The 21,170-nt window shown below is 70.5% G+C and carries 23 protein-coding genes; 13 read left to right on the forward strand and 10 right to left on the reverse strand.

Annotated elements, in window-relative coordinates:
• The first annotated feature begins 1 nt into the window (after window position 1).
• A complete protein-coding gene (gene pucL / locus JNB61_RS16520; protein WP_220340354.1) occupies window positions 2-901 on the forward strand; it encodes a factor-independent urate hydroxylase in 900 nt (299 codons plus the stop codon).
• A gap of 21 nt (window positions 902-922) precedes the next feature.
• Here pucL and JNB61_RS16525 read toward each other — a convergent pair whose 3' ends face one another.
• Together JNB61_RS16525 and msrB are read right to left on the reverse strand one after the other, a co-directional pair.
• On the reverse strand, window positions 923-1,468 hold the full coding sequence (locus JNB61_RS16525; protein WP_220340355.1) for a nitroreductase family protein: 546 nt from the start codon (window positions 1,466-1,468) through the stop codon (window positions 923-925).
• The gene (msrB, locus tag JNB61_RS16530) at window positions 1,465-1,875 is read right to left on the reverse strand and encodes a peptide-methionine (R)-S-oxide reductase MsrB (RefSeq protein ID WP_159842788.1); all 411 of its coding nucleotides are present in this window, start codon (window positions 1,873-1,875) and stop codon (window positions 1,465-1,467) included. The genes JNB61_RS16525 and msrB overlap by 4 nt, the downstream gene beginning before the upstream one ends.
• A 90-nt stretch (window positions 1,876-1,965) precedes the next feature.
• On the opposite strand from msrB, the gene JNB61_RS16535 reads away from it, so the two are divergent.
• The 5 genes from JNB61_RS16535 (at window position 1,966) to groL (ending at window position 6,025) form a co-directional block, all read left to right on the forward strand.
• Window positions 1,966-2,988: a DUF2332 domain-containing protein gene (locus JNB61_RS16535; protein ID WP_220340356.1), complete on the forward strand. Its 1,023-nt coding sequence runs from the start codon at window positions 1,966-1,968 to the stop codon at window positions 2,986-2,988.
• 9 nt (window positions 2,989-2,997) lie between these two features.
• Window positions 2,998-3,246: a DUF3263 domain-containing protein gene (locus JNB61_RS16540; protein WP_159842792.1), complete on the forward strand. Its 249-nt coding sequence runs from the start codon at window positions 2,998-3,000 to the stop codon at window positions 3,244-3,246.
• 68 nt (window positions 3,247-3,314) lie between these two features.
• A complete protein-coding gene (locus JNB61_RS16545; protein ID WP_220289603.1) occupies window positions 3,315-3,884 on the forward strand; it encodes a LytR C-terminal domain-containing protein in 570 nt (189 codons plus the stop codon).
• A gap of 130 nt (window positions 3,885-4,014) precedes the next feature.
• The gene (locus tag JNB61_RS16550) at window positions 4,015-4,215 is read left to right on the forward strand and encodes a cold-shock protein (RefSeq protein WP_045298154.1); all 201 of its coding nucleotides are present in this window, start codon (window positions 4,015-4,017) and stop codon (window positions 4,213-4,215) included.
• Between the two features lie 190 nt (window positions 4,216-4,405).
• Complete coding sequence (gene groL, locus JNB61_RS16555) at window positions 4,406-6,025, forward strand: chaperonin GroEL (protein ID WP_220340357.1); 1,620 nt, start codon at window positions 4,406-4,408, stop codon at window positions 6,023-6,025.
• A 79-nt stretch (window positions 6,026-6,104) separates the two neighbouring features.
• Here the strand turns inward: groL and JNB61_RS16560 are convergent, their stop codons facing one another.
• From JNB61_RS16560 to JNB61_RS16575, 4 genes are all read right to left on the reverse strand, one after another.
• A complete protein-coding gene (locus tag JNB61_RS16560; RefSeq protein ID WP_220289601.1) occupies window positions 6,105-6,392 on the reverse strand; it encodes a WXG100 family type VII secretion target in 288 nt (95 codons plus the stop codon).
• 140 nt (window positions 6,393-6,532) lie between these two features.
• Window positions 6,533-8,167 (reverse strand): sensor histidine kinase, encoded by a 1,635-nt coding sequence (locus JNB61_RS16565; RefSeq protein WP_223214919.1) that lies wholly within the window; start codon window positions 8,165-8,167, stop codon window positions 6,533-6,535.
• Between the two features lie 149 nt (window positions 8,168-8,316).
• Window positions 8,317-9,009 carry a response regulator transcription factor gene (locus JNB61_RS16570; protein WP_159842800.1) on the reverse strand — a complete coding sequence of 231 codons (693 nt, stop codon included), beginning with the start codon at window positions 9,007-9,009 and terminating at the stop codon, window positions 8,317-8,319.
• A 64-nt stretch (window positions 9,010-9,073) separates the two neighbouring features.
• Window positions 9,074-9,763 (reverse strand): helix-turn-helix transcriptional regulator, encoded by a 690-nt coding sequence (locus tag JNB61_RS16575; protein WP_220289599.1) that lies wholly within the window; start codon window positions 9,761-9,763, stop codon window positions 9,074-9,076.
• A 120-nt stretch (window positions 9,764-9,883) separates the two neighbouring features.
• Between JNB61_RS16575 and JNB61_RS16580 the strand changes: the two genes are divergently transcribed.
• The 4 genes from JNB61_RS16580 to JNB61_RS16595 all read left to right on the forward strand — a co-directional run bounded on the left by JNB61_RS16580 (window position 9,884) and on the right by JNB61_RS16595 (window position 13,272).
• Window positions 9,884-11,104: an NAD(P)/FAD-dependent oxidoreductase gene (locus JNB61_RS16580; RefSeq protein ID WP_220340358.1), complete on the forward strand. Its 1,221-nt coding sequence runs from the start codon at window positions 9,884-9,886 to the stop codon at window positions 11,102-11,104.
• Window positions 11,101-12,009: a dihydropteroate synthase gene (gene folP, locus JNB61_RS16585; RefSeq protein WP_374226646.1), complete on the forward strand. Its 909-nt coding sequence runs from the start codon at window positions 11,101-11,103 to the stop codon at window positions 12,007-12,009. The genes JNB61_RS16580 and folP overlap by 4 nt, the downstream gene beginning before the upstream one ends.
• Window positions 12,009-12,716: a pyrimidine reductase family protein gene (locus JNB61_RS16590; protein WP_220340359.1), complete on the forward strand. Its 708-nt coding sequence runs from the start codon at window positions 12,009-12,011 to the stop codon at window positions 12,714-12,716. The genes folP and JNB61_RS16590 overlap by 1 nt, the downstream gene beginning before the upstream one ends.
• 82 nt (window positions 12,717-12,798) lie before the next feature.
• Window positions 12,799-13,272, forward strand: coding sequence for an SRPBCC family protein (locus JNB61_RS16595; RefSeq protein ID WP_220340360.1), 474 nt, complete (start codon window positions 12,799-12,801; stop codon window positions 13,270-13,272).
• A gap of 15 nt (window positions 13,273-13,287) precedes the next feature.
• On the opposite strand, the gene JNB61_RS16600 is transcribed toward JNB61_RS16595, so the two are convergent.
• Window positions 13,288-13,836, reverse strand: a complete 549-nt coding sequence (locus JNB61_RS16600) for a TetR/AcrR family transcriptional regulator (protein WP_220289591.1) — start codon at window positions 13,834-13,836, stop codon at window positions 13,288-13,290.
• A gap of 232 nt (window positions 13,837-14,068) precedes the next feature.
• Here JNB61_RS16600 and JNB61_RS16605 point away from each other — a divergent pair, with 232 nt between their 5' ends.
• Window positions 14,069-15,868, forward strand: coding sequence for a bifunctional metallophosphatase/5'-nucleotidase (locus JNB61_RS16605; protein WP_220340361.1), 1,800 nt, complete (start codon window positions 14,069-14,071; stop codon window positions 15,866-15,868).
• A 54-nt stretch (window positions 15,869-15,922) separates the two neighbouring features.
• On the opposite strand, the gene JNB61_RS16610 is transcribed toward JNB61_RS16605, so the two are convergent.
• Genes JNB61_RS16610 through JNB61_RS16620 form a run of 3 tightly spaced genes read right to left on the reverse strand, consistent with a single transcriptional unit; the run spans window position 15,923 to window position 19,605 of the window.
• On the reverse strand, window positions 15,923-17,563 hold the full coding sequence (locus JNB61_RS16610) for a DNA repair helicase XPB (protein ID WP_159842814.1): 1,641 nt from the start codon (window positions 17,561-17,563) through the stop codon (window positions 15,923-15,925).
• Between the two features lie 45 nt (window positions 17,564-17,608).
• The gene (locus JNB61_RS16615) at window positions 17,609-19,336 is read right to left on the reverse strand and encodes a helicase-associated domain-containing protein (RefSeq protein ID WP_220340362.1); all 1,728 of its coding nucleotides are present in this window, start codon (window positions 19,334-19,336) and stop codon (window positions 17,609-17,611) included.
• A gap of 5 nt (window positions 19,337-19,341) precedes the next feature.
• Complete coding sequence (locus JNB61_RS16620) at window positions 19,342-19,605, reverse strand: multidrug ABC transporter ATPase (protein ID WP_159842818.1); 264 nt, start codon at window positions 19,603-19,605, stop codon at window positions 19,342-19,344.
• Between the two features lie 196 nt (window positions 19,606-19,801).
• Between JNB61_RS16620 and JNB61_RS16625 the strand changes: the two genes are divergently transcribed.
• Window positions 19,802-20,185, forward strand: a complete 384-nt coding sequence (locus JNB61_RS16625; protein WP_159842820.1) for a cold-shock protein — start codon at window positions 19,802-19,804, stop codon at window positions 20,183-20,185.
• Window positions 20,169-21,101 (forward strand): DUF3027 domain-containing protein, encoded by a 933-nt coding sequence (locus JNB61_RS16630; protein ID WP_374226647.1) that lies wholly within the window; start codon window positions 20,169-20,171, stop codon window positions 21,099-21,101. Before JNB61_RS16625 ends, JNB61_RS16630 begins: the two co-directional genes overlap by 17 nt.
• The last annotated feature ends 69 nt before the right edge of the window (window positions 21,102-21,170 follow it).

The following is a 21,170-nucleotide window of genomic DNA, read 5'->3' on the forward strand; positions in this document are numbered from 1 at the left end:
CATGGCCGACCCCGGCATCGTGCTCGGCGCGAACCAGTACGGCAAGGCCGAGGTGCGGCTCGTCAGGATCGACCGCGACGGTCCGCGGCACAGGGTCACCGATCTGGACGTGACGTCGCAGCTGCGGGGCGACTTCACTGCGGCCCACACGGAGGGCGACAACTCCCGCATCGTCGCGACCGACACCCAGAAGAACACCGTGTTCGCCTTCGCCCGCGAGGGCGTCGGCACGCCGGAGGAGTTCCTCCTGCGACTGGGAGGGCACTTCACCGGCGAGTTCGACTGGGTCACCGGCGGACGCTGGGAAGCCGAGCAGTACACCTGGAATCGCATCCCCGTCGGCGGCGAAGGGCACGACCACTCGTTCGTGCGGGGCGGCACCGAGATCCGCACGGCTGTGGTCACGTTCGTCGGAGCCGAGCCGACCGTCATCTCGGGGCTGCGTGACCTCGCGGTGCTGAAGTCCGCAGGCTCGGAGTTCCACGGGTTCGTGCGCGACCGGTACACGACTCTCGCCGAGACGGACGACCGCATCCTCGCGACCTCGGTCACCGCACGATGGCGCTACCGCAGCCTGGAGGTCGAGTTCGACGAGGCGTTCGCCGACGTGCGGCGCCTGCTGCTCGAGGCGTTCGCCGAGACCCACTCGCTGGCGCTGCAGCAGACCTTGTACGAGATGGGCAGGCGCGTGCTCGAAGCCCGCAGCGAGATCGACGAGATCCGGTTCTCGATGCCGAACCTCCACCACTTCGCCGTGGACCTCACCGGGTTCGGACTCGACAACCCCAACGAGGTGTTCTACGCCGCCGATCGCCCGTACGGGCTGATCGAGGCCACGGTGCTGCGCGAGGGCGTCACCGGGGACCACCCGGCGTGGCAGGGCATCGCAGGCTTCTGCTGACGCCAGGTCGCAGCATCCATGTCAGCCCTTCGGCATGCGGCTGACGAATCGGGTGGCGTCGAGGCCCTTGCGCCGGGTCGGCCGCGAGCGCTGCGGCTTTCCGCCCACGTACAGCCAGCCGAGGAGCTCCTCGTTCTTCTTGAGGCCGTGGGCCTTCGCGACGGCCTTGGACCGCGTGTAGTCGCCGGTGCGCCAGAAGACGCCCCAGCCCGCCTCGTCGAGCAGGAGGCTCAGCAGATGCGCGACACCAGAGGCGACGGCCTCCTGCTCCCAGCGCGGCACCTTGTGCGTCTTGCTGTAGCTGGCCACCACCGCGATGAGCAGCGGCGCGCGCATCGGCTTCGACGACGAGCCCTTGTCGCCCTCGGACTTGTTGATCGCCTTGCCCAGCCGTTGCCGGTCGGCGCCGCGGATCTCGATGAGCCGCCAGGGATGCAGCGATTTGTGGTCGGCGACGCGACCGGCGGCGGCGACGAAACGGAGGAGCTCCTCGTGCGTCGGCGCCTCGTCGGTGACCTTCGACCACGAGCGTCGCGCCAGCGCGGCGTCGAGCGCGCCGGAGTTCACTCCGCTGCCTCGCCAGGCGTGAACTGCAGCGAGATCGAGTTCATGCAGTAGCGGTCGCCGGTCGGCGTGCCGAAGCCGTCGGGGAACACGTGGCCCAGGTGCGAGCCGCAGTTCGCACAGCGCACCTCGGTGCGCACCATGCCGTGGCTGGTGTCCTCGATGAGCTCGACCGCCTCCGGACGGATCGACTCGTAGAAGCTCGGCCAGCCGCAGTGGGAGTCGAACTTCGTGCCGCTCTGGAACAGCTCGGCGCCGCACGCCGCACACGTGTACAGGCCGGCGCGACTCTCGTCGAGCAGCTCACCGGTCCAGGGACGCTCGGTGCCCGCCTGGCGCAGGACGGCGTACTGGTCGGGCGTGAGCTCCTCGCGCCACTGGGCGTCGCTCTTGTCGACGGCGTAGGTCATGGTTCCTCCTCGGCCGCGGACGACGGCCCCCTCCATTCAACCCCAGCGGCCGGTGCCGTGGGGCGGCGCGGCGTGCGCCAGGATGGCGGGATGGCGGATGCGACGAGTGACGGGCAGACCCACGCGGTCCTCGAGCGGTACGCGCGGTTCGCCCGCGACGAGGCGCCGGGACGCTCCGCTCTCTACGCCGAGTGGGCGGATGGGGTCGCCGCTCATCCGGAGCTCGCCGCGATCATCGCGCGCGTCCCCGCCGCACGCCGCCAGCCGCCGCTCGTGTTCGCGGTCACTCGGATGCTCGGCGCACCCGAGGACGCGTTTCCCGCATGGGCCGCATGGCTGCGCGCGCACGCCGACGAGGTCGTGGCCGCCGCATCCGTCCGTCGCCTGCAGACCAACGAGCCGCAGCGGTGCGCGGCCCTCCTCCCGGCCCTCGCCACGATCGACGGTCCGATCGCGCTGCTCGAGCTGGGCGCGAGCGCCGGGCTGTGCCTGTACCCGGACCGCTATTCGTACCGCTACCGGGGGAGCGGGGGCGTCGTGGCGCTGGACCCCGAGGACGGCACCTCGACGGTCGTGCTGGACTGCGAGGTCACCGGCGACCCGCCGCTGCGGCTGCCTCGGGTTCTCTGGCGCGCCGGGATCGACCTGGAGCCGCTCGATGCCGCCGACACGGCCCATCGGCGGTTCCTCACGAGCCTGGTGTGGCCGGGCGAGAGCGGGCGCGCCGACCGGATCGCGGCGGCCCTCGACGTCGCGGCGGCGGACCCTCCGACGCTGCTCGCCGGCGACGCGTCCGACCCGGAGGTGCTGCGCGCCGCCGCGTCGCAAGCGCCGGCCGGCGCGACGCTCGTCGTCACGACGCCCGGGGTGCTCCCACACATCCCGCGGGCGGGCCGCGAACGCCTCCTCGACGCGGTGCGCACCCTCGACGCGGTGTGGGTGACCATCGACCCGCCGGCGCTGCACGACCGGTGGGAACCCGCCGTCGACGCCGCGTCGTGGGGCGGCTTCGTGCTCGGCCGCGACGGCGCGGCGCTCGCCGCGGTGGACCCGCTCGGCTCGTTCGTGCACTGGCGCGCGTGGCGCACGGGCGCGACGGATGCCGCGGGCTAGCGTGGACGCGTGCCTCTGACCGACCGCGACCGCGCCATCCTCGACTTCGAGGCCGAGTGGCGCCGGCACGCGGGGGCCAAGGAGGAGGCGATCCGCTCCGACCTCGGGCTGTCACCGGCGCGCTACTACCAGCTGCTCGGCCGTCTCATCGACACCGCCGACGCGCAGGAGCACGACCCCATGCTGGTGAAGCGGCTGCGCCGGCTGCGCGACGCGCGTCTGCACGAGCGCGCGGGGCGCGCCGCGGACGCGCGCTGACCTTCCGCCCGGCGCCACGCGGGCGGGCACGCGCGGGACGCCCGGGATTCGGCGGGTAACATCGACGGGTGCCGACCACCAGCTATCCCCGGGATCGCTTCGACGATGTGCCGGAGACGGACCGCGTCGGCGCTCACCGGGCCGAGAACCCGCGCATGCGCGGATGGGTCGTGCTGCTGTGGGCGGCACTGGCCACCGTCGTGCTCATCGCCGTCGGCATCTTCGGCACCCTGCTGGCGTCGGGACGCATCGAGCTGGTTCCCACGCCCACTCCGACGGTCGAGCCGGTCCCCGAGGTGACTCCCGTCGTCGACGTGAGCTACGACGTCATGATCCTCAATGCGACGCCCGAGCAGGGGCTCGCGACGCAGATGAAGGACGTCGTCGTCGGTGCGGGTTGGGCCGACGACAAGGTGACCGCGGGAGAGGCGGGCTCGCAGGACTTCCCGACGACCACCGTGTTCTACGTCGATCCCGCCGACGAGGCGGCTGCCGCGGGCCTGGCAGGGGTCATCGGAGGCGCCGAGATCGAGCAGAGCGAGGCATACCCCGCGACCACCGAGGGCGTGCCGCAGCTCACCGTCGTGATCGGCCTGGACCGCACCGCCGCGGGGCAGACGCCTGCCCCTACGCCCTGACCGACCGATCGCGTGTTTCGCGCGGGTAAACACTTGTGTGCCTGCGTGTCAACAAGTGACGAAACGGCCGGATGCCGCGATTTCGCCTGCATACGATGAAGCCCTGCACCGCCGGCAACAGGAGATACGCATGACCCAGGGCACCGTCAAATGGTTCAACGCCGAGAAGGGATTCGGCTTCATCACCGTCGCCGACGGCCAGGACGTCTTCGTCCACTATTCGAACATCGACATGTCGGGCTTCCGCGTGCTGGAGGAGGGGCAGACCGTCGAGTTCACCGTCGGCTCCGGCCAGAAGGGGCCTCAGGCCGAGTCCGTTCGCGTCGTCTGAACGTCCGGTTCGGCGCGTTGCGCTGATCCGACCCCGGAGACGGGATGCCGAAAGGCGTCCCGTCTCCTTGCGTTTCAGCATCCGTTCCGGCGGCTTGCACTCGATAGGGTCGAGTGCCAGAATGTTTTAGCACTCACGTTTGTTGAGTGCTAATACCCAAAAGCCAACGTTCCGGAGGGACGACACACACATGGCAAAGATCATCGCTTTCGACGAGGAGGCCCGCCGCGGCCTCGAGCGCGGCCTGAACACCCTGGCCGACGCCGTCAAGGTGACGCTCGGCCCGCGCGGTCGCAACGTCGTGCTCGAGAAGAAGTGGGGCGCCCCCACGATCACGAACGACGGTGTCTCGATCGCCAAGGAGATCGAGCTGGACGACCCGTACGAGAAGATCGGCGCGGAGCTCGTCAAGGAGGTCGCCAAGAAGACCGACGACGTCGCCGGTGACGGCACCACCACCGCCACGGTCCTCGCCCAGGCGCTCGTGCGCGAGGGTCTGCGCAACGTCGCGGCCGGCGCCGACCCGATCTCGCTCAAGAAGGGCATCGAGAAGGCCGTCGCGGCCATCACCGCCGAGCTGCTCGAGTCGGCCAAGGAGGTCGAGTCGAAGGACCAGATCGCCGCCACCGCGTCGATCTCGGCCGCCGACCCGGAGATCGGCCAGCTCATCGCCGAGGCCATCGACAAGGTGGGCAAGGAGGGCGTCGTCACCGTCGAGGAGTCGCAGACGTTCGGCACCGAGCTCGAGCTCACCGAGGGCATGCGCTTCGACAAGGGCTACATCAACCCCTACTTCGTCACGGACCCGGAGCGCCAGGAGGCCGTCTTCGAGGACCCGTACATCCTCATCGCGAACCAGAAGATCTCGAACATCAAGGACCTTCTGCCCGTCGTCGACAAGGTGATCCAGGACGGCAAGGAGCTCGTCATCATCGCCGAGGACGTCGAGGGTGAGGCGCTGGCCACGCTGGTGCTCAACAAGATCCGCGGCATCTTCAAGTCGGTCGCCGTCAAGGCCCCCGGCTTCGGCGACCGTCGCAAGGCGCAGCTGCAGGACATCGCGATCCTCACCGGCGGCCAGGTCATCACCGAGGAGGTCGGTCTCAAGCTCGAGAACGCCACCCTCGACCTGCTCGGCCGTGCGCGCAAGGTCATCGTCACCAAGGACGAGACCACGATCGTCGAGGGTGCCGGCGAGGCGTCGCAGATCGAGGGTCGTGTGACCCAGATCCGCCGCGAGATCGACAACACCGACAGCGACTACGACCGCGAGAAGCTCCAGGAGCGCCTCGCCAAGCTCGCCGGCGGCGTGGCCGTCATCAAGGCGGGCGCGGCCACCGAGGTCGAGCTCAAGGAGCGCAAGCACCGCATCGAGGACGCCGTCCGCAACGCGAAGGCGGCCGTCGAGGAGGGCATCGTCCCCGGTGGTGGCGTCGCGCTCATCCAGTCGGGTCGCAAGGCTCTCGACTCGCTCGATCTCTCGGGCGACGAGGCGACCGGTGCGAACATCGTCAAGGTCGCGATCGAGGCTCCGCTGAAGCAGATCGCCCTCAACGCCGGTCTCGAGCCGGGCGTCGTCGCGAACAAGGTCTCGGAGCTCCCCGCGGGCCACGGCCTCAACGCGGCGTCGGGCGAGTACGGCGACCTGTTCCAGCAGGGCATCATCGACCCCGCCAAGGTGACCCGTTCGGCGCTGCAGAACGCCGCGTCGATCGCCGGCCTCTTCCTCACGACCGAGGCCGTCGTCGCCGACAAGCCGGAGAAGGTCGCGGCTCCGGCCGGCGACCCGACCGGTGGCATGGACTTCTGATCCAGAACTCCACGACATAGCGTCAGCAGAACGGCCCCTCCGCTCGCGGAGGGGCCGTTGTGCGTTCGGCGGTGGCGGCTCAGCGGAACAGGCTCGTCGTCGCCAGCTCCGTGTCGGCGTACTGGCGGCCCGCGGCGGCGAGCGACGCGTTGATGGCGGAGAGCGACTCCTCCACCTGGCGCTGTGTGGCGCGCCATTGCTCGACGACTCCGCCGAAGGCGGCCGATGCGGAGCCGGTCCACGACGACTGCAGCTGCGTGAGCTGTGCCAGCATCGCGTTCGACTCGGCCTGCAGCCGTTCGATCGTGCCGCGCACGGTCGCGGTGGAGGTGAGGATGGTGTCGCTGTCGACGGTGAAGACGGCCATTCGGGGCTCCTGATCAACGTGCGGCGGCCGGATGCCGAACCCGCGGTGAAGCCACGCTAGGTCTTCCGACGGGACCGGGCCGCGGCATCCGTCCCCGGCTGTGCACGAATCGGTGCAGGGCATGACTGGGGAGGAGGCGCTCACTCCGCGGCGTCGGTGAGCCTCGCCATCGGCCGGGTCGCGAGGTCGACGTGCTCGGCGGCATCGCGGGCGTCGGCGAGCGGGAAGGCCACGCGGAAGGTCGCCCCACCGCCCGGTGTGTCGACGACGTCGACGGATCCGTGCAGCGCCTCGACGATCGACGCCACGATCGACAGCCCCAGGCCCGACCCCCCGGTCTCGCGCGTACGCGACGTGTCGGCGCGCCAGAAGCGCTGGAAGATCTTGTCCTTGATCTGGTCGGGCACGCCCTCGCCGTGGTCGATCACCTCGATCCACCCCATGCGGTCGCGCAGGTCGACGCCGACGCGCAGCTCGATGGGGGACTCCTCCGACGAGTACCGCCGCGCGTTGCCGAGCAGGTTCGTCACGACCTGACGAATGCGGTTGTCGTCGCCGAGCACGACCGGCGGGAGGCCGTCGGCCGGCGGCTGCGGCTCTGCGTCAGGGAGGATCGGGGGCAGTGCCGCACTCGCGGCGGCCCCCGCCGCGGGCACCGGCTTCGGCCGGCGGCGCAGCAGCGACAGCGTCGCACCGGCGCGCGACCTCGCCGACGGCGCGCCCCCGCGGCGCTTCGTCTCGGCGGGCTCCGACGCCTCTTCCTCGGGCGGCGGAGCGGGCTCGTCGATCGTCGTGTCGATGACGGTGACCGGACGCATGGGCGAGGCGGCGCGCACATCGAGCGCGGCGTCCCGCGCGATCGGCCGCAGATCGACCGGTCCGATCACGACGTCGCGGCGCTCGTCGAGCCGGGCGAGCGCGAGCAGGTCCTCGACGAGGACGCCCATGCGGATCGCCTCCTTCTCGATGCGCTCCATGGACTGCGCCACGTCTTCGTCGCCGCGGATGGCGCCCATGCGGTACAGCTCGGCGTACCCGCGCACGGTGACGAGGGGTGTGCGCAGCTCGTGACTCGCGTCGCCGACGAACCGGCGCATCTGGCGGACCGTGGAGTCGCGCTGGGAGAGCGCCGCGTCGACGCGGTCGAGCATCGCGTTGATCGCGGTCTTGAGGCGGCCCACCTCGGTCGTCGTCGGCTCGATGTCGGTCATGCGGAGGCTGAAGTCGCCGCCCGCGATGGCGTCGGCCGTGGACTCGACCTGGCCGAGGCTGCGGAAGGTCAGGGTGACGAGGAAGCGGGTCGCCACTGCTCCCGCGATGAGGACCACGAGCGCGAGGATCGAGTAGATGCCGATGTACTGGGCGATCGTGCGGTTGACCTGCGCCAGCGGAAGCGCGACGAGCTGAGGGTAGAGGATGCCGGTGTCCTCGGACGGCTGGGTCGAGACGGTGGCGAGGAACTCCGCCTCGGCGTCCTCCGACAGGAGCTGCGTGATCTGCAGCTCCTGGGTGACCGCCTGCTCGGGTGTGAGCGTCGTGGGCACCGCGGGAGGCGGGCCGCCCCGCCCGCCGACCAGCACGAGGAGGTTGTCCTCCGGCGTCGTCGGCTCGTAGACCGCCACGAAGTAGTCGACGTCTGCGGTGCCCTCCTTCTCCTCCACCTTGAGGCGTCCGTCGACGGAGGAGAACTCGAGCAGGGGAGCGCCTGCCTCGGTGCGGGCCAGGGCGATGAGCTGCGTCTCGACGCCGTCGATCAGCGAGTTGCGCAGGAACAGCGCGGTGCCGACGCCGGCGGCGATGAGCCCGATCCCCAGGAGCGCGACGGTGACCCCGGTGACTTTCGCACGCAGACTCGTTCCGCGCCACCACCGGGTGATCGCGTCGGGCTTGTGCGCCAGATCGTCCCCCTCGCTCGCTGCCCGCGTTACGCGGTCTTGCCGGCTTTCAGCATGTAGCCGAAACCGCGCTTGGTCTGGATGAGCGGCTCGGACGAGTGCGGGTCGATCTTGCGGCGCAGGTAAGAGATGTAGCTCTCGACGATGCCGGCGTCGCCGTTGAAGTCGTACTCCCAGACGTGGTCGAGGATCTGGGCCTTCGACAGGACGCGGTTGGGGTTGAGCATGAGGTAGCGCAGCAGCTTGAACTCGGTGGGGCTGAGATCGATGGACGCGTCGCCCACCTGCACGTCGTGGGTGTCCTGGTCCATCGTGATCTCGCCGGCGCGGATCATCGACTCCTCGTCGGCCTGCATCGTGCGCCGCAGGATCGCCTGAATGCGGGCGACGATCTCGTCGAGGCTGAAGGGCTTGGTGACGTAGTCGTCGCCGCCGGCGTTGAGGCCGGTGATCTTGTCTTCGGTCTCGTCCTTGGCGGTGAGGAAGAGGATCGGAGCGGTGTAGCCGGCGCCGCGGAGGCGCTTGGTGACGCTGAACCCGTTCATGTCGGGCAGCATCACGTCGAGGATGATGAGGTCCGGCTCCTCCTCGAGCACCGCCGAGATCGTCTGGGCGCCGTTGGCCACGGCCCGAACCTGGAATCCGGCGAATCGCAGGCTCGTGATCAGCAGGTCGCGAATGTTCGGTTCGTCGTCCACGACGAGGATGCGCGGTGCGGTCATGCCCTCATTATGTCGGCGGAACCGATGCGGCGCCTGGATATCGGGCGACTCGGCCGAGAATCCGTCAGCCGGGGCGCCGGTGGATCTCGACGCAGCAGCGGCCCGCCGTCCGGGCGAGAACGGGCGTGCGCGCGTCGTCGGTCGCGGTCGCGAGCCCCTTGACGAGCTCGAGGTTCGCCCCGCAGATGAGGGCCGTGTGCCGGGTGGCGAGGGCGTGGAACGGGCAGTTGTCGAGCACGAGATCACGGGATGCCGCGTCCCGGTCGCCATCGGCCGCATCCGACTCCTGCGCGCGCGGGGCGTAGCCGCACAGCGTGAGCGCCTCCTCGAGGTCGGCGCACCCGGCGCCGATCGCCGCGCCCGCGGCGAAGGATCCGGCATCGAGCGCTTCGCGAACGGGCACGCCTCGCTCATCGGCGTCCTCCGCGGCGGCGGCCAGCAGCGCGCCGGCGAGCTCGTAGTGACGCTCGGGGATCGTGGCGGCGAGCTCCGCGTCTGCGGCCCGATACAGCTTCGCCGGACGCCCGGCGCCGGGGCCGGTACGACCCGAACGCCGCGCGTACGAGACCGTCAGGAGCCCGGCATCCGCCAAACGATCCAGGTTCATCGCCGCGGTGCTGCGCGGCATTCCGAGCGCGGCCGCGGCGTCGTCGCGGCCGATCGGCCGTTCGGTCGCGAGCCGGTAGAGCTCGCGGCGCTGCGGGTCGGCCAATGCCGCGACCGCCTCGGCCCGGTTGGGTGTGAGTGCGGTCACGGCGCGAGTCTACCTCTAAAAGCAGAAACCTTGACAAAAGAATCTGAGAGGCCTAGCGTCGGGCCCAGGCGAGCCGAACGCGCTCGCGCGAGGAGTGGGACGCCGACGAGAGGAGTCGTCATGACCCACATGCTGATCATCGGGGGCGGCCTCGCCGGAGGAACAGCCGCCGCGGCGCTGCGTGACGAGGGTTTCGACGGCGACATCACCGTCGTCGCCGCCGAGGCGCATCCGCCCTACCAGCGGCCCCCGCTGTCGAAGGGGTATCTCACCGGGGACGAGGGGATGGATGCCGTCATCCTGCACCCCTCCCGGTGGTACGTCGAGCGCGGCATCCGTCTCGTCACCGGCGTGGCGGTCACGTCGCTCGAGCCCGCCGCGCACGCGGTGGAGCTCGAGGACGGCGAGCGGCTGACCTACGACGCCGTGCTGCTCGCCACCGGCGCCACACCGCGGATGGTCCCACTGCCCGGTCATGATCTTCCCGGCGTGATGACTCTGCGGCGTCTCGACGACTCCGATGCCCTGGCGTCGCAGCTGCGCGACGGCGGACGGCGGCTCGTGGTGATCGGAGCGGGCTGGATCGGCATGGAGGTCGCCGCCGCGGCTCGCGGATTCGGCAACGAGGTCGCGATCCTCGAGCGGGACGCGGCACCGCTCGCGATGGCGCTCGGCGGCGAGATGGGGGAGGTCTTCCGGGCGCTCCACCTCGAGCACGGCGTCGACCTTCGGACGTCCGTCGGCGTCGACCGGATCGTCGGCGACGGCCGCGCCGAGGGCGTCGTGGTCGACGGGGAGACGCTGCCCGCGGATCTCGTGCTCGTCGGTGTCGGAGCGTCGCCGAACACGGTGCTCGCCGAAGAGGCGGGACTCGACATCCTGAACGGGGTCCTTACCGACGCGGCCCTGCGCACGAGCGCCGCCGACGTGTATGCCGCGGGCGACGTCGCGAACGCGTACCACCCGGTGCTGCAGCAGCATCTGCGCAGCGAGCACTGGGCGAACGCCCTCAACGCGGGCAAGGTCGTCGCGCGTTCGATGCTCGGCAAGCCCGCATCTTTCGACGGCATCCCGTACTTCTACACCGACCAGTACGACCTCGGCATGGAGCTCTCGGGGTACGCGCCCTTGATGACGGACGCCGAGATCGTCGTGCGCGGCGATCTCGACGCGCGCGAGTTCATCGCCTTCTGGACCGACGACGGCCGTATCGTCGCGGGCATGAACGTCAACGTGTGGGATGTGAACGACAAGGTGCAGGATCTCATCCGCTCGGGAGCCCGGATCGACCCGGACGGGCTCCGCGACTCCGACGTGCCCCTGGAGGATCTCCTGCCGTGACCCTCGCGCCCGACACCGCCTCGGCCCTCGCCGCTCCGGTGCTCGACCTGCCGGGCGGTGCGCTGGATCTGTCGCGCCACATCGCGGTGATGGCGATCGTGAACCGCACACCCGACTCGTTCTACGACCGAGGTGCGACGTTCGGGCTCGACGCAGCGGTCGCGGCGGGGTTCGCCGCGGTCGAGGCCGGAGCGGAGATCGTCGACGTGGGCGGCGTGAAGTTCGCGCCCGGGCCGGCGGTGCCGGTCGCCGAGGAGATCGCGCGCGTCGTCCCCGTCGTCCGCCAGCTCGCGCCCGTCGCGCGGGTCAGCGTCGACACGTTCCACCCCGAGGTCGCACGGGCGGCGATCGAGGCGGGTGCCGCGATCATCAACGACACGACGGGCCTGCACGACCCGGCGATGGCCGATGTCGTCGCGCAGAGCGGCGCCGGGGTGGTCATCGCCCACAGCCTCGCGGCGCCGCGCACGCAGCATCCGCTCCCGTCCTACGGCGATGTGATCGGTGACATCGCCGAGTTCCTCGTCGCGCGTCGCGAACGGGCGAGAGAGCATGGGGTGCCCGATTCGCGCATCGTGCTCGACCCGGGCCATGACCTGAACAAGAACACGCGGCAGACCCTGGAGCTCACGCGCCGGCTCGGCGAGCTCGCCGGGCTCGGCGCCCCGCTTCTGGTGGCCCTGTCGAACAAGGACTTCGTGGGCGAGACGCTCGACCGCGCGAAGGACGACCGACTCCCGGGCTCGCTCGCCGCGGCGGTGTTCTGCGCTCTGCACGGGGCGCGCATCGTGCGTGCGCACAACGTGCGCGAGACCGTCGACGCGATGCGCATGGTGGAGGCGATCCTGGGCTGGCGCGACCCCGCGTATGAGCTGCACAACACCCGACCCGAGGGGAACGACTGATGCCCACCCGCTCCCAGCTCTTCGACGCCTATGCGCTCCACGGCCGCGACGGCATGCGCGTACGCATGAACTTCATCTCGAGCGCCGATGGCGCGGTGACGCTCGGGGGCCAGAGCGGCGCGCTCGGCGGCGACACCGACCGCGAGCTCATGCAGGTGCTGCGCGCCATGGCCGACGTCGTCCTCGTCGGCGCCGGAACAGTGCGCGCCGAGGGCTACGGCGGGCTGAAGGTCGATCACGGCGACGTCGAGTGGCGCCGCGCGCGCGGACTCGACGATCAGCCCGCGCTCGCCGTGGTCAGCGGAGGCCTGCATCTCGATCCGGCCGACGCGTTCTTCACCGACGCGGTGCGAAAGCCGGTGATCGTGACGACGGATGCTGCGGCCGCCGTCGCCGCTGAGCGCTTCGAATCGGTGGCTACGGTGATGGCCTGCGGCGAGGACGATATCGACCTCGCGGCGGTGCTGGCCGCGTTCGCGCGACGGGGGTGGACGCAGGTGCTGTGCGAAGGCGGCCCGCACCTCTTCGGCGCCCTGCTGGAGGCCGACCTCGTCGACGAGGTCTGCGTCACGCTGGCGCCCCGGTTCGTCGGGGGAGACGCCGGTCGGATCGTGCAGGGCGCGGCCGAGGGCGACCGTCGGTTCGAACGGACCGGCCTCATGACGGACGATGAGGGCTTCGTCTTCCTGCGGTACGCGGCGACGTGAACTCCCTTCCCACTACGTACCTAGTGCGCGTGCTACTACAAGCGTAGTATGACGCTCACACCCGTACGAGAGGAGAGTCGCCATGAGTCTCACCGAATCGAGAGAAGAGCTGCGCCTGCAGCTGCGACGTGAGCTGCACGCCACCGAGGAGGAGGTGTTCGACGCGCTCGTCAACCCCGACAAGCAGGCGGTCTGGCTGTCACCACCGGGCGCAGGGGGCGCCGTCGAGACGACCGTCGATCTGCGCGTCGGCGGTGCATGGGAGGCGCGCTTCCGTCCGAACCACCTGACCGAGGTGCACGACGTGCAGACGTACGTCGTGATCGATCGCCCGCATCGGCTCGTCACCGATCTGGTCTCCGAGTCGGTCGTGGAGGGTCAATCGATGCCGCCGCTGCACTCTCGCGTCGACATCACGCTCGAGCCCACGGTGTGGGGCACGCTCATGACCGTCGAGCAGAGCGGCTTCCCCGACGTCGAGATACGAGACTTCTTCGAGACGGTCGTGTGGCCCGCCGGTTTGGACCGCATCGAGTCGTTCCTGACGGCCCGCTGAACCGCCCGCGCCGCCTCAGTCCAGTGCGGCGCGCACTGCGCGCTCGACGACCGGCCGGATCTCGGCATCCGGATCCACGGTCACACGGTGGAGCACGAGCCCGTCGCCCGCGGCCATCAGTGCGCGCACGGCGTCGTCGGGAGACCGGGCCCCGATCCGCGCGAGCAGCGCGGTGGTCCACTCGACGAAGAGCCGGCGCTGGGCGAGAAGCGGCGCGAGCAGCTCGGGGTCGCCGGCACCCTCCAGGAACAGTGCGTAGCGCGCTCTCGTGCGGGAAGCGCGCGGGCCGGTCTGGAACGCGATCATGCTGCTGAGTGCTTCGACGAACTGTTCGGGCGTTTCGACCGGGGGCGCTTCGGCGGCCGAGAACTCGGCGCGCTCCGTCTCCGCGAGCCATGCCACGACCCCGGCGACGAGCGCGTCACGGGTGCGGAACCAGTTCGACGTCGACCCCTTCGGCAGACCCGCGCGTTCGTCGACACGGGCGTGGGTCAGGGCTCGGATGCCCTGCTCGCCCACGAGCGCGAGCGCGGCCTCGAGCGCTCGATCGCGGGTGGATGCCATGCCTCGACATTAGGCGAAAGCGCGACTACTGCAGAAGTAGTGACAGGGCGCGGGAGCGACGTCGAACCCTTCGCCCGTGCGCGTCCGTTCCGGTTTCGTGACGTTCGCCGAGCGCCCCTGTCGTATCCGCAGGGCCTGTACTAGGTTTCTCGTGATCGCGCCCACGAGGACGCGTCAACGCCATGCGGCGGGCGACACAGCCTGCCAGAAGAAACGGGAGGGTTCTGTGCACATGCGCAAGACGTCGACGGCTCGGCTCGCAGGAGGCGCGGTCATCACCGCTGCCGCGGTCGCGCTCGCCCTGGTCGGGTCGGGAGCTGCGACAGCGGCACCGCCGACAGGACCGAACAACGGCGGCAACACGCCGAACGGTCCGACGATGGACATCCAGCTTCTGTCGTTCAACGACTTCCACGGCAACCTCGAACCGCCCGCCGGCTCGAGCGGCCGCCTCAACCTCCCGGGCGGCAAGAACACCGACAGCCTCACCCCTCCTGGCGTGGGGGGCGTGGAGTACCTCGCTACGCATCTCGCGCAGGCGCGCGAGGGCCACGAGTACTCGCTCACCGTCGCAGCCGGTGATCTCATCGGCGCATCTCCGCTGCTGTCAGGGGCCTTCCACGACGAACCGTCGATCGAGGCGCTGAACGCCCTCCATCTCGACGTCTCGGCCGTCGGCAACCACGAGTTCGACGAAGGGTTCGTCGAGCTGCAGCGCATGGCGGACGGCGGATGCCTCGACGACGGTGACGGCGCGAACAACCAGAACTCGTGCCCGGCCGGCAGCTTCGCCGGCGCTGACTTCGATTACCTCGCCGCGAACGTCGTGTACGAGGGGACGAACGAGACGATCCTTCCCGCCTACTCCATCGAGAACATCAAGGGCGCCAAGATCGGCTTCATCGGGATGACCCTCGAGGAGACGCCGGACATCGTCACCGCCTCCGGCGTCGCGGGGCTCGAATTCAAGGACGAGGTCGAGACGGCGAACGCGCTCGTTCCCGTGCTCAAGGCGCAGGGCGTCAACGCCATCGTGGTGCTGATCCACCAGGGCGGCACGCCTCCCTCGAACGCCGCTTATAACGCCGCGTGCGGCAACGGGGCGGACATCGACCCGAAGAGCCCGATCATCCCGATCGCGAAGAACCTCGATCCCGCGATCGACCTGATCGTGTCGGGCCACACGCACGCGCCGTACATCTGCAACATCCCGGACCCGGCCGGGCAGGACCGCCTGGTCACGTCGGCATCGTCGTTCGGTCGCCTGTACACCGAGACCAACCTCACCTACGACCGGCGCACGCAGGACATCGTGCGCGCCTCCGTCACGAGCGCGAACATGCTCGTCACGCGCAACGTCGACAGGGACCCGGCCGAGACCGACCTGATCGCCAAGTACAAGGAACTGGTGAAGCCGATCGCGAGCGAGGTGATCGGCTCCGTCACCGCCAACATCGACCGCACGATCAACCCGGGAGGCGAGAGCGCGCTCGGCAACCTCATCGCCGACGCGCAGCTGGCGGATCCCAGCGTCATCGGCCCCTACGGAGCGCCTGTGATCGCGCTGATGAACCCGGGCGGCATCCGCACGGACCTCACCTACACCGCCTCGCCGTGGGGGGAGCCCGTGGGTGACATCACCTATGAGGAGGCGTTCAACGTCCAGCCGTTCAACAACTACCTCGTCTCGCTGGACCTGACCGGCCTGCAGATCAAACAGCTGCTCAACCAGCAGTGGAGCGGGGCAAACGCAGCGTCGCCGAAGATCCTGCAGGTGAGCGCGGGGTTCCAGTACACCTACACGGGCACGACCCTGGGCGAGGTGCGGCTGAACGGCCAGCTCATCGACGACGCGACCGTCTACCGCGTGGTGACGAACAACTTCCTCGCGGGAGGCGGCGACGGTTTCCCGACGTTCACGGAGGCGGGGAACGTCTACTACGGCGGTCTCGACATCGACGCGTTCGCGGCGTACCTCTCGGCGCACAGCCCCTACGCCCCGACGGCGCTCGACCGCATCATCAAGAACTAGTCCGACGGACGGAGATGCCCGGCGCTGCACTGCAGCGCCGGGCATCTCCGTCTGTCAGGCCGCGAGCGAGTGCGCGTCGAGGATGGTGTACGCGTAGCCCTGTTCGGCGAGGAAGCGCTGGCGGTTCTGCGCGAAATCCTGGTCGACGGTGTCGCGCGCGATGAGCGTGTAGAAGCTCGCGGTGTGGTTCGACTGCTTGGGCCGCAGCAGGCGTCCGAGCCGCTGGGCCTCCTCCTGGCGCGAGCCGAACGATCCCGAGACCTGGATGGCGACGGATGCCTCGGGCAGGTCGATCGAGAAGTTCGCGACCTTCGACACCACGAGCACCGAGATCTCGCCGACCCGGAACGCCTGGTACAGCTCCTCCCGCTCATCCACCGGGGTCTGCCCGGTGATCTTGGGGGCGTTCAGCGCCTCGGAGAGCACGTCGATCTGGTCGAGATACTGGCCGATGATCAGGATGCGCTCGCCCTCATGGCGCTCGACGAGCTGGCGCACGACGCCGATCTTCGCCGGCGCGGTCGCGGCGAGGCGGTAGCGCTCGTCGTCCGCCGCGGCGGCGTACTCGAGGCGGTCGCCGGCCGGCAGATCGACGCGCACCTCGTAGCAGACGGCGGGGGAGATGAAGCCCTGAGCCTCGATCTCCTTCCAGGGCGCGTCGAACCGCTTGGGGCCGATGAGGCTGAACACGTCGCCCTCCCGGCCGTCCTCGCGCACCAGGGTGGCGGTGAGGCCGAGGCGGCGGCGCGCCTGCAGATCGGCGGTGAGCTTGAAGACCGGCGCCGGAAGAAGGTGGACCTCGTCGTACACGATGAGGCCCCAGTCGAGGGCGTCGAGCAGCGCGAGGTGCGCGTACTGGCCCTTCCGCTTCGCCGTGAGGATCTGGTAGGTCGCGATCGTGACCGGCTTGATCTCCTTGCTCTGACCCGAGTACTCGCCGATCTCCTCGGGCGTGAGCGAGGTGCGCTTGAGCAGTTCGTCGCGCCACTGCCGGGCGCTGACGGTGTTGGTCACGAGGATGAGCGTCGTGGTCTTCGTGTCGGCCATCGCGGCCGCACCGACGAGCGTCTTGCCGGCTCCACAGGGGAGTACGACCACGCCCGACCCGCCCTGGGTGAAGATGTCGACGGCCTGGCGCTGGTATGGCCGCAGGTGCCACCCGTCCTCTGCGAGGTCGATCGGGTGCGGGGTTCCGGGCGTGTAGCCGGCGAGGTCCTCGGCGGGCCAGCCGATCTTCAGCAGCTCCTGCTTGATCTGGCCGCGGGCCCAGGCGTCGATGACGTACGAGTCGGGAGAGGGGTGGCCGATCAGCAGCGGCTGGATGCGCTTGTTCTTCGACACCTCCGCGAGGACCGCGGCATCCGTCGACCGCAGGATCAGCGCGCCCTCCTGATCGCGCTCGATGACGAGTCGGCCGTAGCGGCCCACCGTCTCGGCGATGTCGATCGACACCGACGGCGGCACGGGGAAGCGGGACCAGCGGTCGAGGGTCGCCAGCATGTCTTCGGCGTCGTGGCCCGCGGCGCGCGCGTTCCACAGTCCGAGCCGCGTGATGCGGTACGTGTGGATGTGCTCGGGCGCGCGCTCGAGCTCGGCGAAGATCGCGAGCTCGTGCCGCGCACTCTCGGCCTCGGGGTGTGCGACCTCGAGAAGCACGGTGCGGTCGCTCTGGACGATGAGGGGGCCGTCAGCCATAACGGATCAGTCTACCGGCGCTGACGGCGGACGGATGCTGCGGCCTCAGCCTCCGTGGACGCTCACGATGCTCGACACGGGCAGGGTGCGCTCGATGTCGGCGGCGCGGTCGCGCCCGCGCAGGCGCCCGCCACCCAAGCCCGCGGCCTCGAGAGTGAAGGAGCGCTCCGAGCCGTCGGGCATGCGCACCACGACGACGATCTCGGCGCGGGTGCGCACCGCCTGCTCCAGTTCGCGTTCGAGCCAGCCGGAGTCGCCATCGGTGCCGTGCCCGCCCCGGAGCGTTCCGATGAGGCGGGCGTACGCCTCCTGCGGGGTGGCGACGGGCTCCGACGCCGTGGCGGTGGTCCGGCGGTGGATCGACTCGGGAAGGCCGCGGGCGTCGAGCGCGACGACCGGGTAGCGGGCGTCGGCGAGCGTCCAGTACACGGCGTCGCGCGCCACGCGCGACGAGAGCGCGTCGTCGCCGTCGAGCACGAGCAGACCCAGTGGCCGCAGCGCCTGGTCGACGGTGATCGCGTCGAGCAGACCCGCGTCGGGGCTCTCGACCCGGGTGCGTCCGGTGGCCTCGTCGGCGCGCACGCGCACCAGGCCGTGGCGGGCCGCCGTGCTCTCGATGAGGTAGGCGAGGGGCTGGGGGATGCCGGTGAGCGACAGGCCCGCGAGGAAGTCGCGGATCGACTCGGCCGTCTCGCCCTCGGTCATGCCGGCGCCGATCGACTCCGCCGTGAAGCGGTAGGTCGATGCCTGGGCACGTGATTCCCGCACCGCGATGGAGCGCAGGCGCAGGTCGAGGGCGGGCGCGAGCGGGCCCGGCGCGATCGCGGTGAGATCGGCCTGCAGGTAGACCCGGTCGATCTCGGCGGGCAGGTACGGTGCCATGGTGGCGGCATCCGGTCGCTCTCCCGCCCGGAGTGCGGCCGTCCACGGGAACTCGGCAGCGGAGCCGTCGGCTGCGAACAGCCCCCAGCGCACGCCGATGCGGCGCAGCCGCTCTGCGCGGTCGGGCCACTCCGGGTCGAGCGGGTAGATGCCCGGCCACACGTCCGGCGACAGGAATCCATGCGACGACGTGCGCAGTCCGCGGGGAAGGCTCGCGCGGAACCCCGCGGCGATCGCCTCCCAGCGATCCGCGGTGGGAGCCTTCAGCCACCTCTCGCCGGCCTCGGTGACGGTCCACTCGCGCTCGTGCGCGGTCGCAAGGCCCGCGTCGGCCGCGCAGGAGAGCAGATCCTCGAGGTCGTCGGCGAACTCGAGGGCGCCGGCGTCGATCAGTCGCCGCCGGTCCACGGCGCTCACGGGGCCCGCGCCGGTGCGCGCGAGCGGCGTGTGCGAGCAGAGCAGCAGGACGTCGGCGAGCGAGCCGGCGGTGGTGAAGGCGCGCTCGGCGGCCGCGGCCGCGACCCGGGCGTCGGCGGGGCCCGGCTCGACGGCCGCCGGCGTGGCGGTGAAGGCGTCCGGCGATGCCGCGACGGCAGCGGCCACCCGCTCTGCCACAGCGGAGTAGGGCGTTCCCCCGGCGTCGGTGAGGGCGAGCCGCGCGGGTTCGCCGTCGGGGCCCGCGTTGCCGAGTTCGAGGGCCCGGAGGTCGTCGCGGTCGAGCCGCGTCAGGGCGCGGTCGACGGATGCGGGGTCGAGCAGGCCCTCGGCGGCGTCGAAGAAGTCGTGCCAGCCCGCCTGCGGCGAGACCCCGCGCGCCGCGAGCGTCGTGGCGAGCGCGGCGTCACCGAGCTCGGCGAGCCGCGTCGCCAGGGCGCGCGCGTCGGAGACCAACCGGGTCAGCCCCCTCGATTCGCCCGGGCCCTCCGCACGAAGCTCATGATGAGGACCGCGAGCAGCAGCGCGAACGCGACGATGGGGGCGATGTACACCAGCACACCGACGATCGGCCAGACGCCGGTGCTCATGTCGGCGCCGGAGGCCGACGCGATCATGATCGCGAAGAAGCTCACGATCGAGAGCACGAGCAGGCCCAGCGACATGAAGGCCAGGATGCGGTCGATGCGGCGGACGGGAACGTCGCCGGAGGGGTTCGTGCTCATCCGCACCAGCCTACTCGCTGGCGCCTGCCCGGCGGTCAGTCGGCGCGCGTCGGCGATCGTGGATCACGGATGCTGCGCCGGGGGGTCGTGGCGGACGCCATGCCGTTAGGCTGGTAGGCGGGGTTGGAAGACCCCGCTTTTGTCATGCTCTGTTTCGTCCGCGATTGTTCGCGGGCGCCGATCCAGCGAGGTTCCGATGCCCACCGGCAAGGTCAGGTTCTACGACGAGGAGAAGGGGTTCGGCTTCATCTCCTCCGAAGACGGTCAGGACGTCTTCCTGCACGCCACTGCCCTGCCTCCCGGCACGCCCGCGCCCAAGGCGGGCACCCGCCTCGAGTACGGCATCGCCGACGGCAAGCGCGGTCCGCAGGCCCTGTCGGTACGGGTGCTCGAGGCTCCCGTCAGCCTGGCCAAGCGCGCGCGCAAGCCCGCCGACGACATGGCGATCATCATCGAGGACCTCGTGAAGCTCCTCGACGGCATCGGCGGAGACCTCCGTCACGGCCGCTACCCGAGCGGCGCGCACGGCAAGAAGGTCGCCGCGGTCCTGCGCAAGGTCGCCGATGAGCTCGACGCCTGAGCCGACCGACCCTGTCGTCGACGTCGTGATCGACGCCGAGGCGGCTTCGGACGAACCCGTCACGGATGCTGCCGCCGCCGCTGCGGAGAAGGCGCCGGTCGTCGAGGACGACGCCGCCGAGCAGACCGATGGCGCGCCCGGCGAGGGCGCTCCCGGCGAGGGCGCTCCCGCCGAGGCCCTCGAGCCCCCGGAGAGCTCGGAGACCGCTGAGGTCGTCGAGATCGTCGAGGTCGTCGTTCCTGCCGAACCCGACCCCCAGCTTCTGGCGGCGCACGACCTGGCGCTGGCCGCGCTCCGCGAGATCACACCTGAGGCCACGATCGGCGACCCCGCGGGCTACCGCGTCGAAGCCGACGGCGTCGTCTCGCTGCGCTTCGCCAATCGACTCGCGGGCTATCCCGGCTGGTTCTGGACCGTGAGCCTCGCGCGCGTCGAGGACGCCGAGCCCACCGTGCTCGAAGTCGAGCTCCTCCCCGGCGACGGCGCGCTGCTCGCCCCCGACTGGGTGCCGTGGGCCGTGCGCCTCGCCGACTACCACGCCGCGCAGGCGGCACTGGCGGAGGCCGCGCACGCGGACGACGGCGAGGAGGACGACGATGACGAGCTCGAAGACGTCGACGATCTCGACGCGTCCGACTTCGACGACGACGGCTCGCCCATCCTCCACGCGGGGGACGTCGACGGCGTCGACATCGACGAGCTCGCGGACGCCGCTGCCGGGAACGACGACTCCGGCGAGGATGACGACGAGCCGGACGAGCACGACGACTTCGACGAGGACGAGGACGAGGACGAGGACGAGGACTCTGACGACGAGTACGCCGACGAGGACGACTCGGACGAGGACTCCGACGACGAGGATGACTCCGGCGAGGAAGACGACTCAGACGAGGACTTCGAACCCGAAGACGCCTGACGTCCTCCGGACATGACGAAAGGGTGGATCCCGCCGCCCGCAGCGCGGTGGGATCCACCCTTTCGCGTT

Origin of the sequence: Microbacterium ureisolvens, assembly GCF_019511645.1 — a bacterium.
GTDB lineage: Bacteria > Actinomycetota > Actinomycetes > Actinomycetales > Microbacteriaceae > Microbacterium > Microbacterium ureisolvens_A.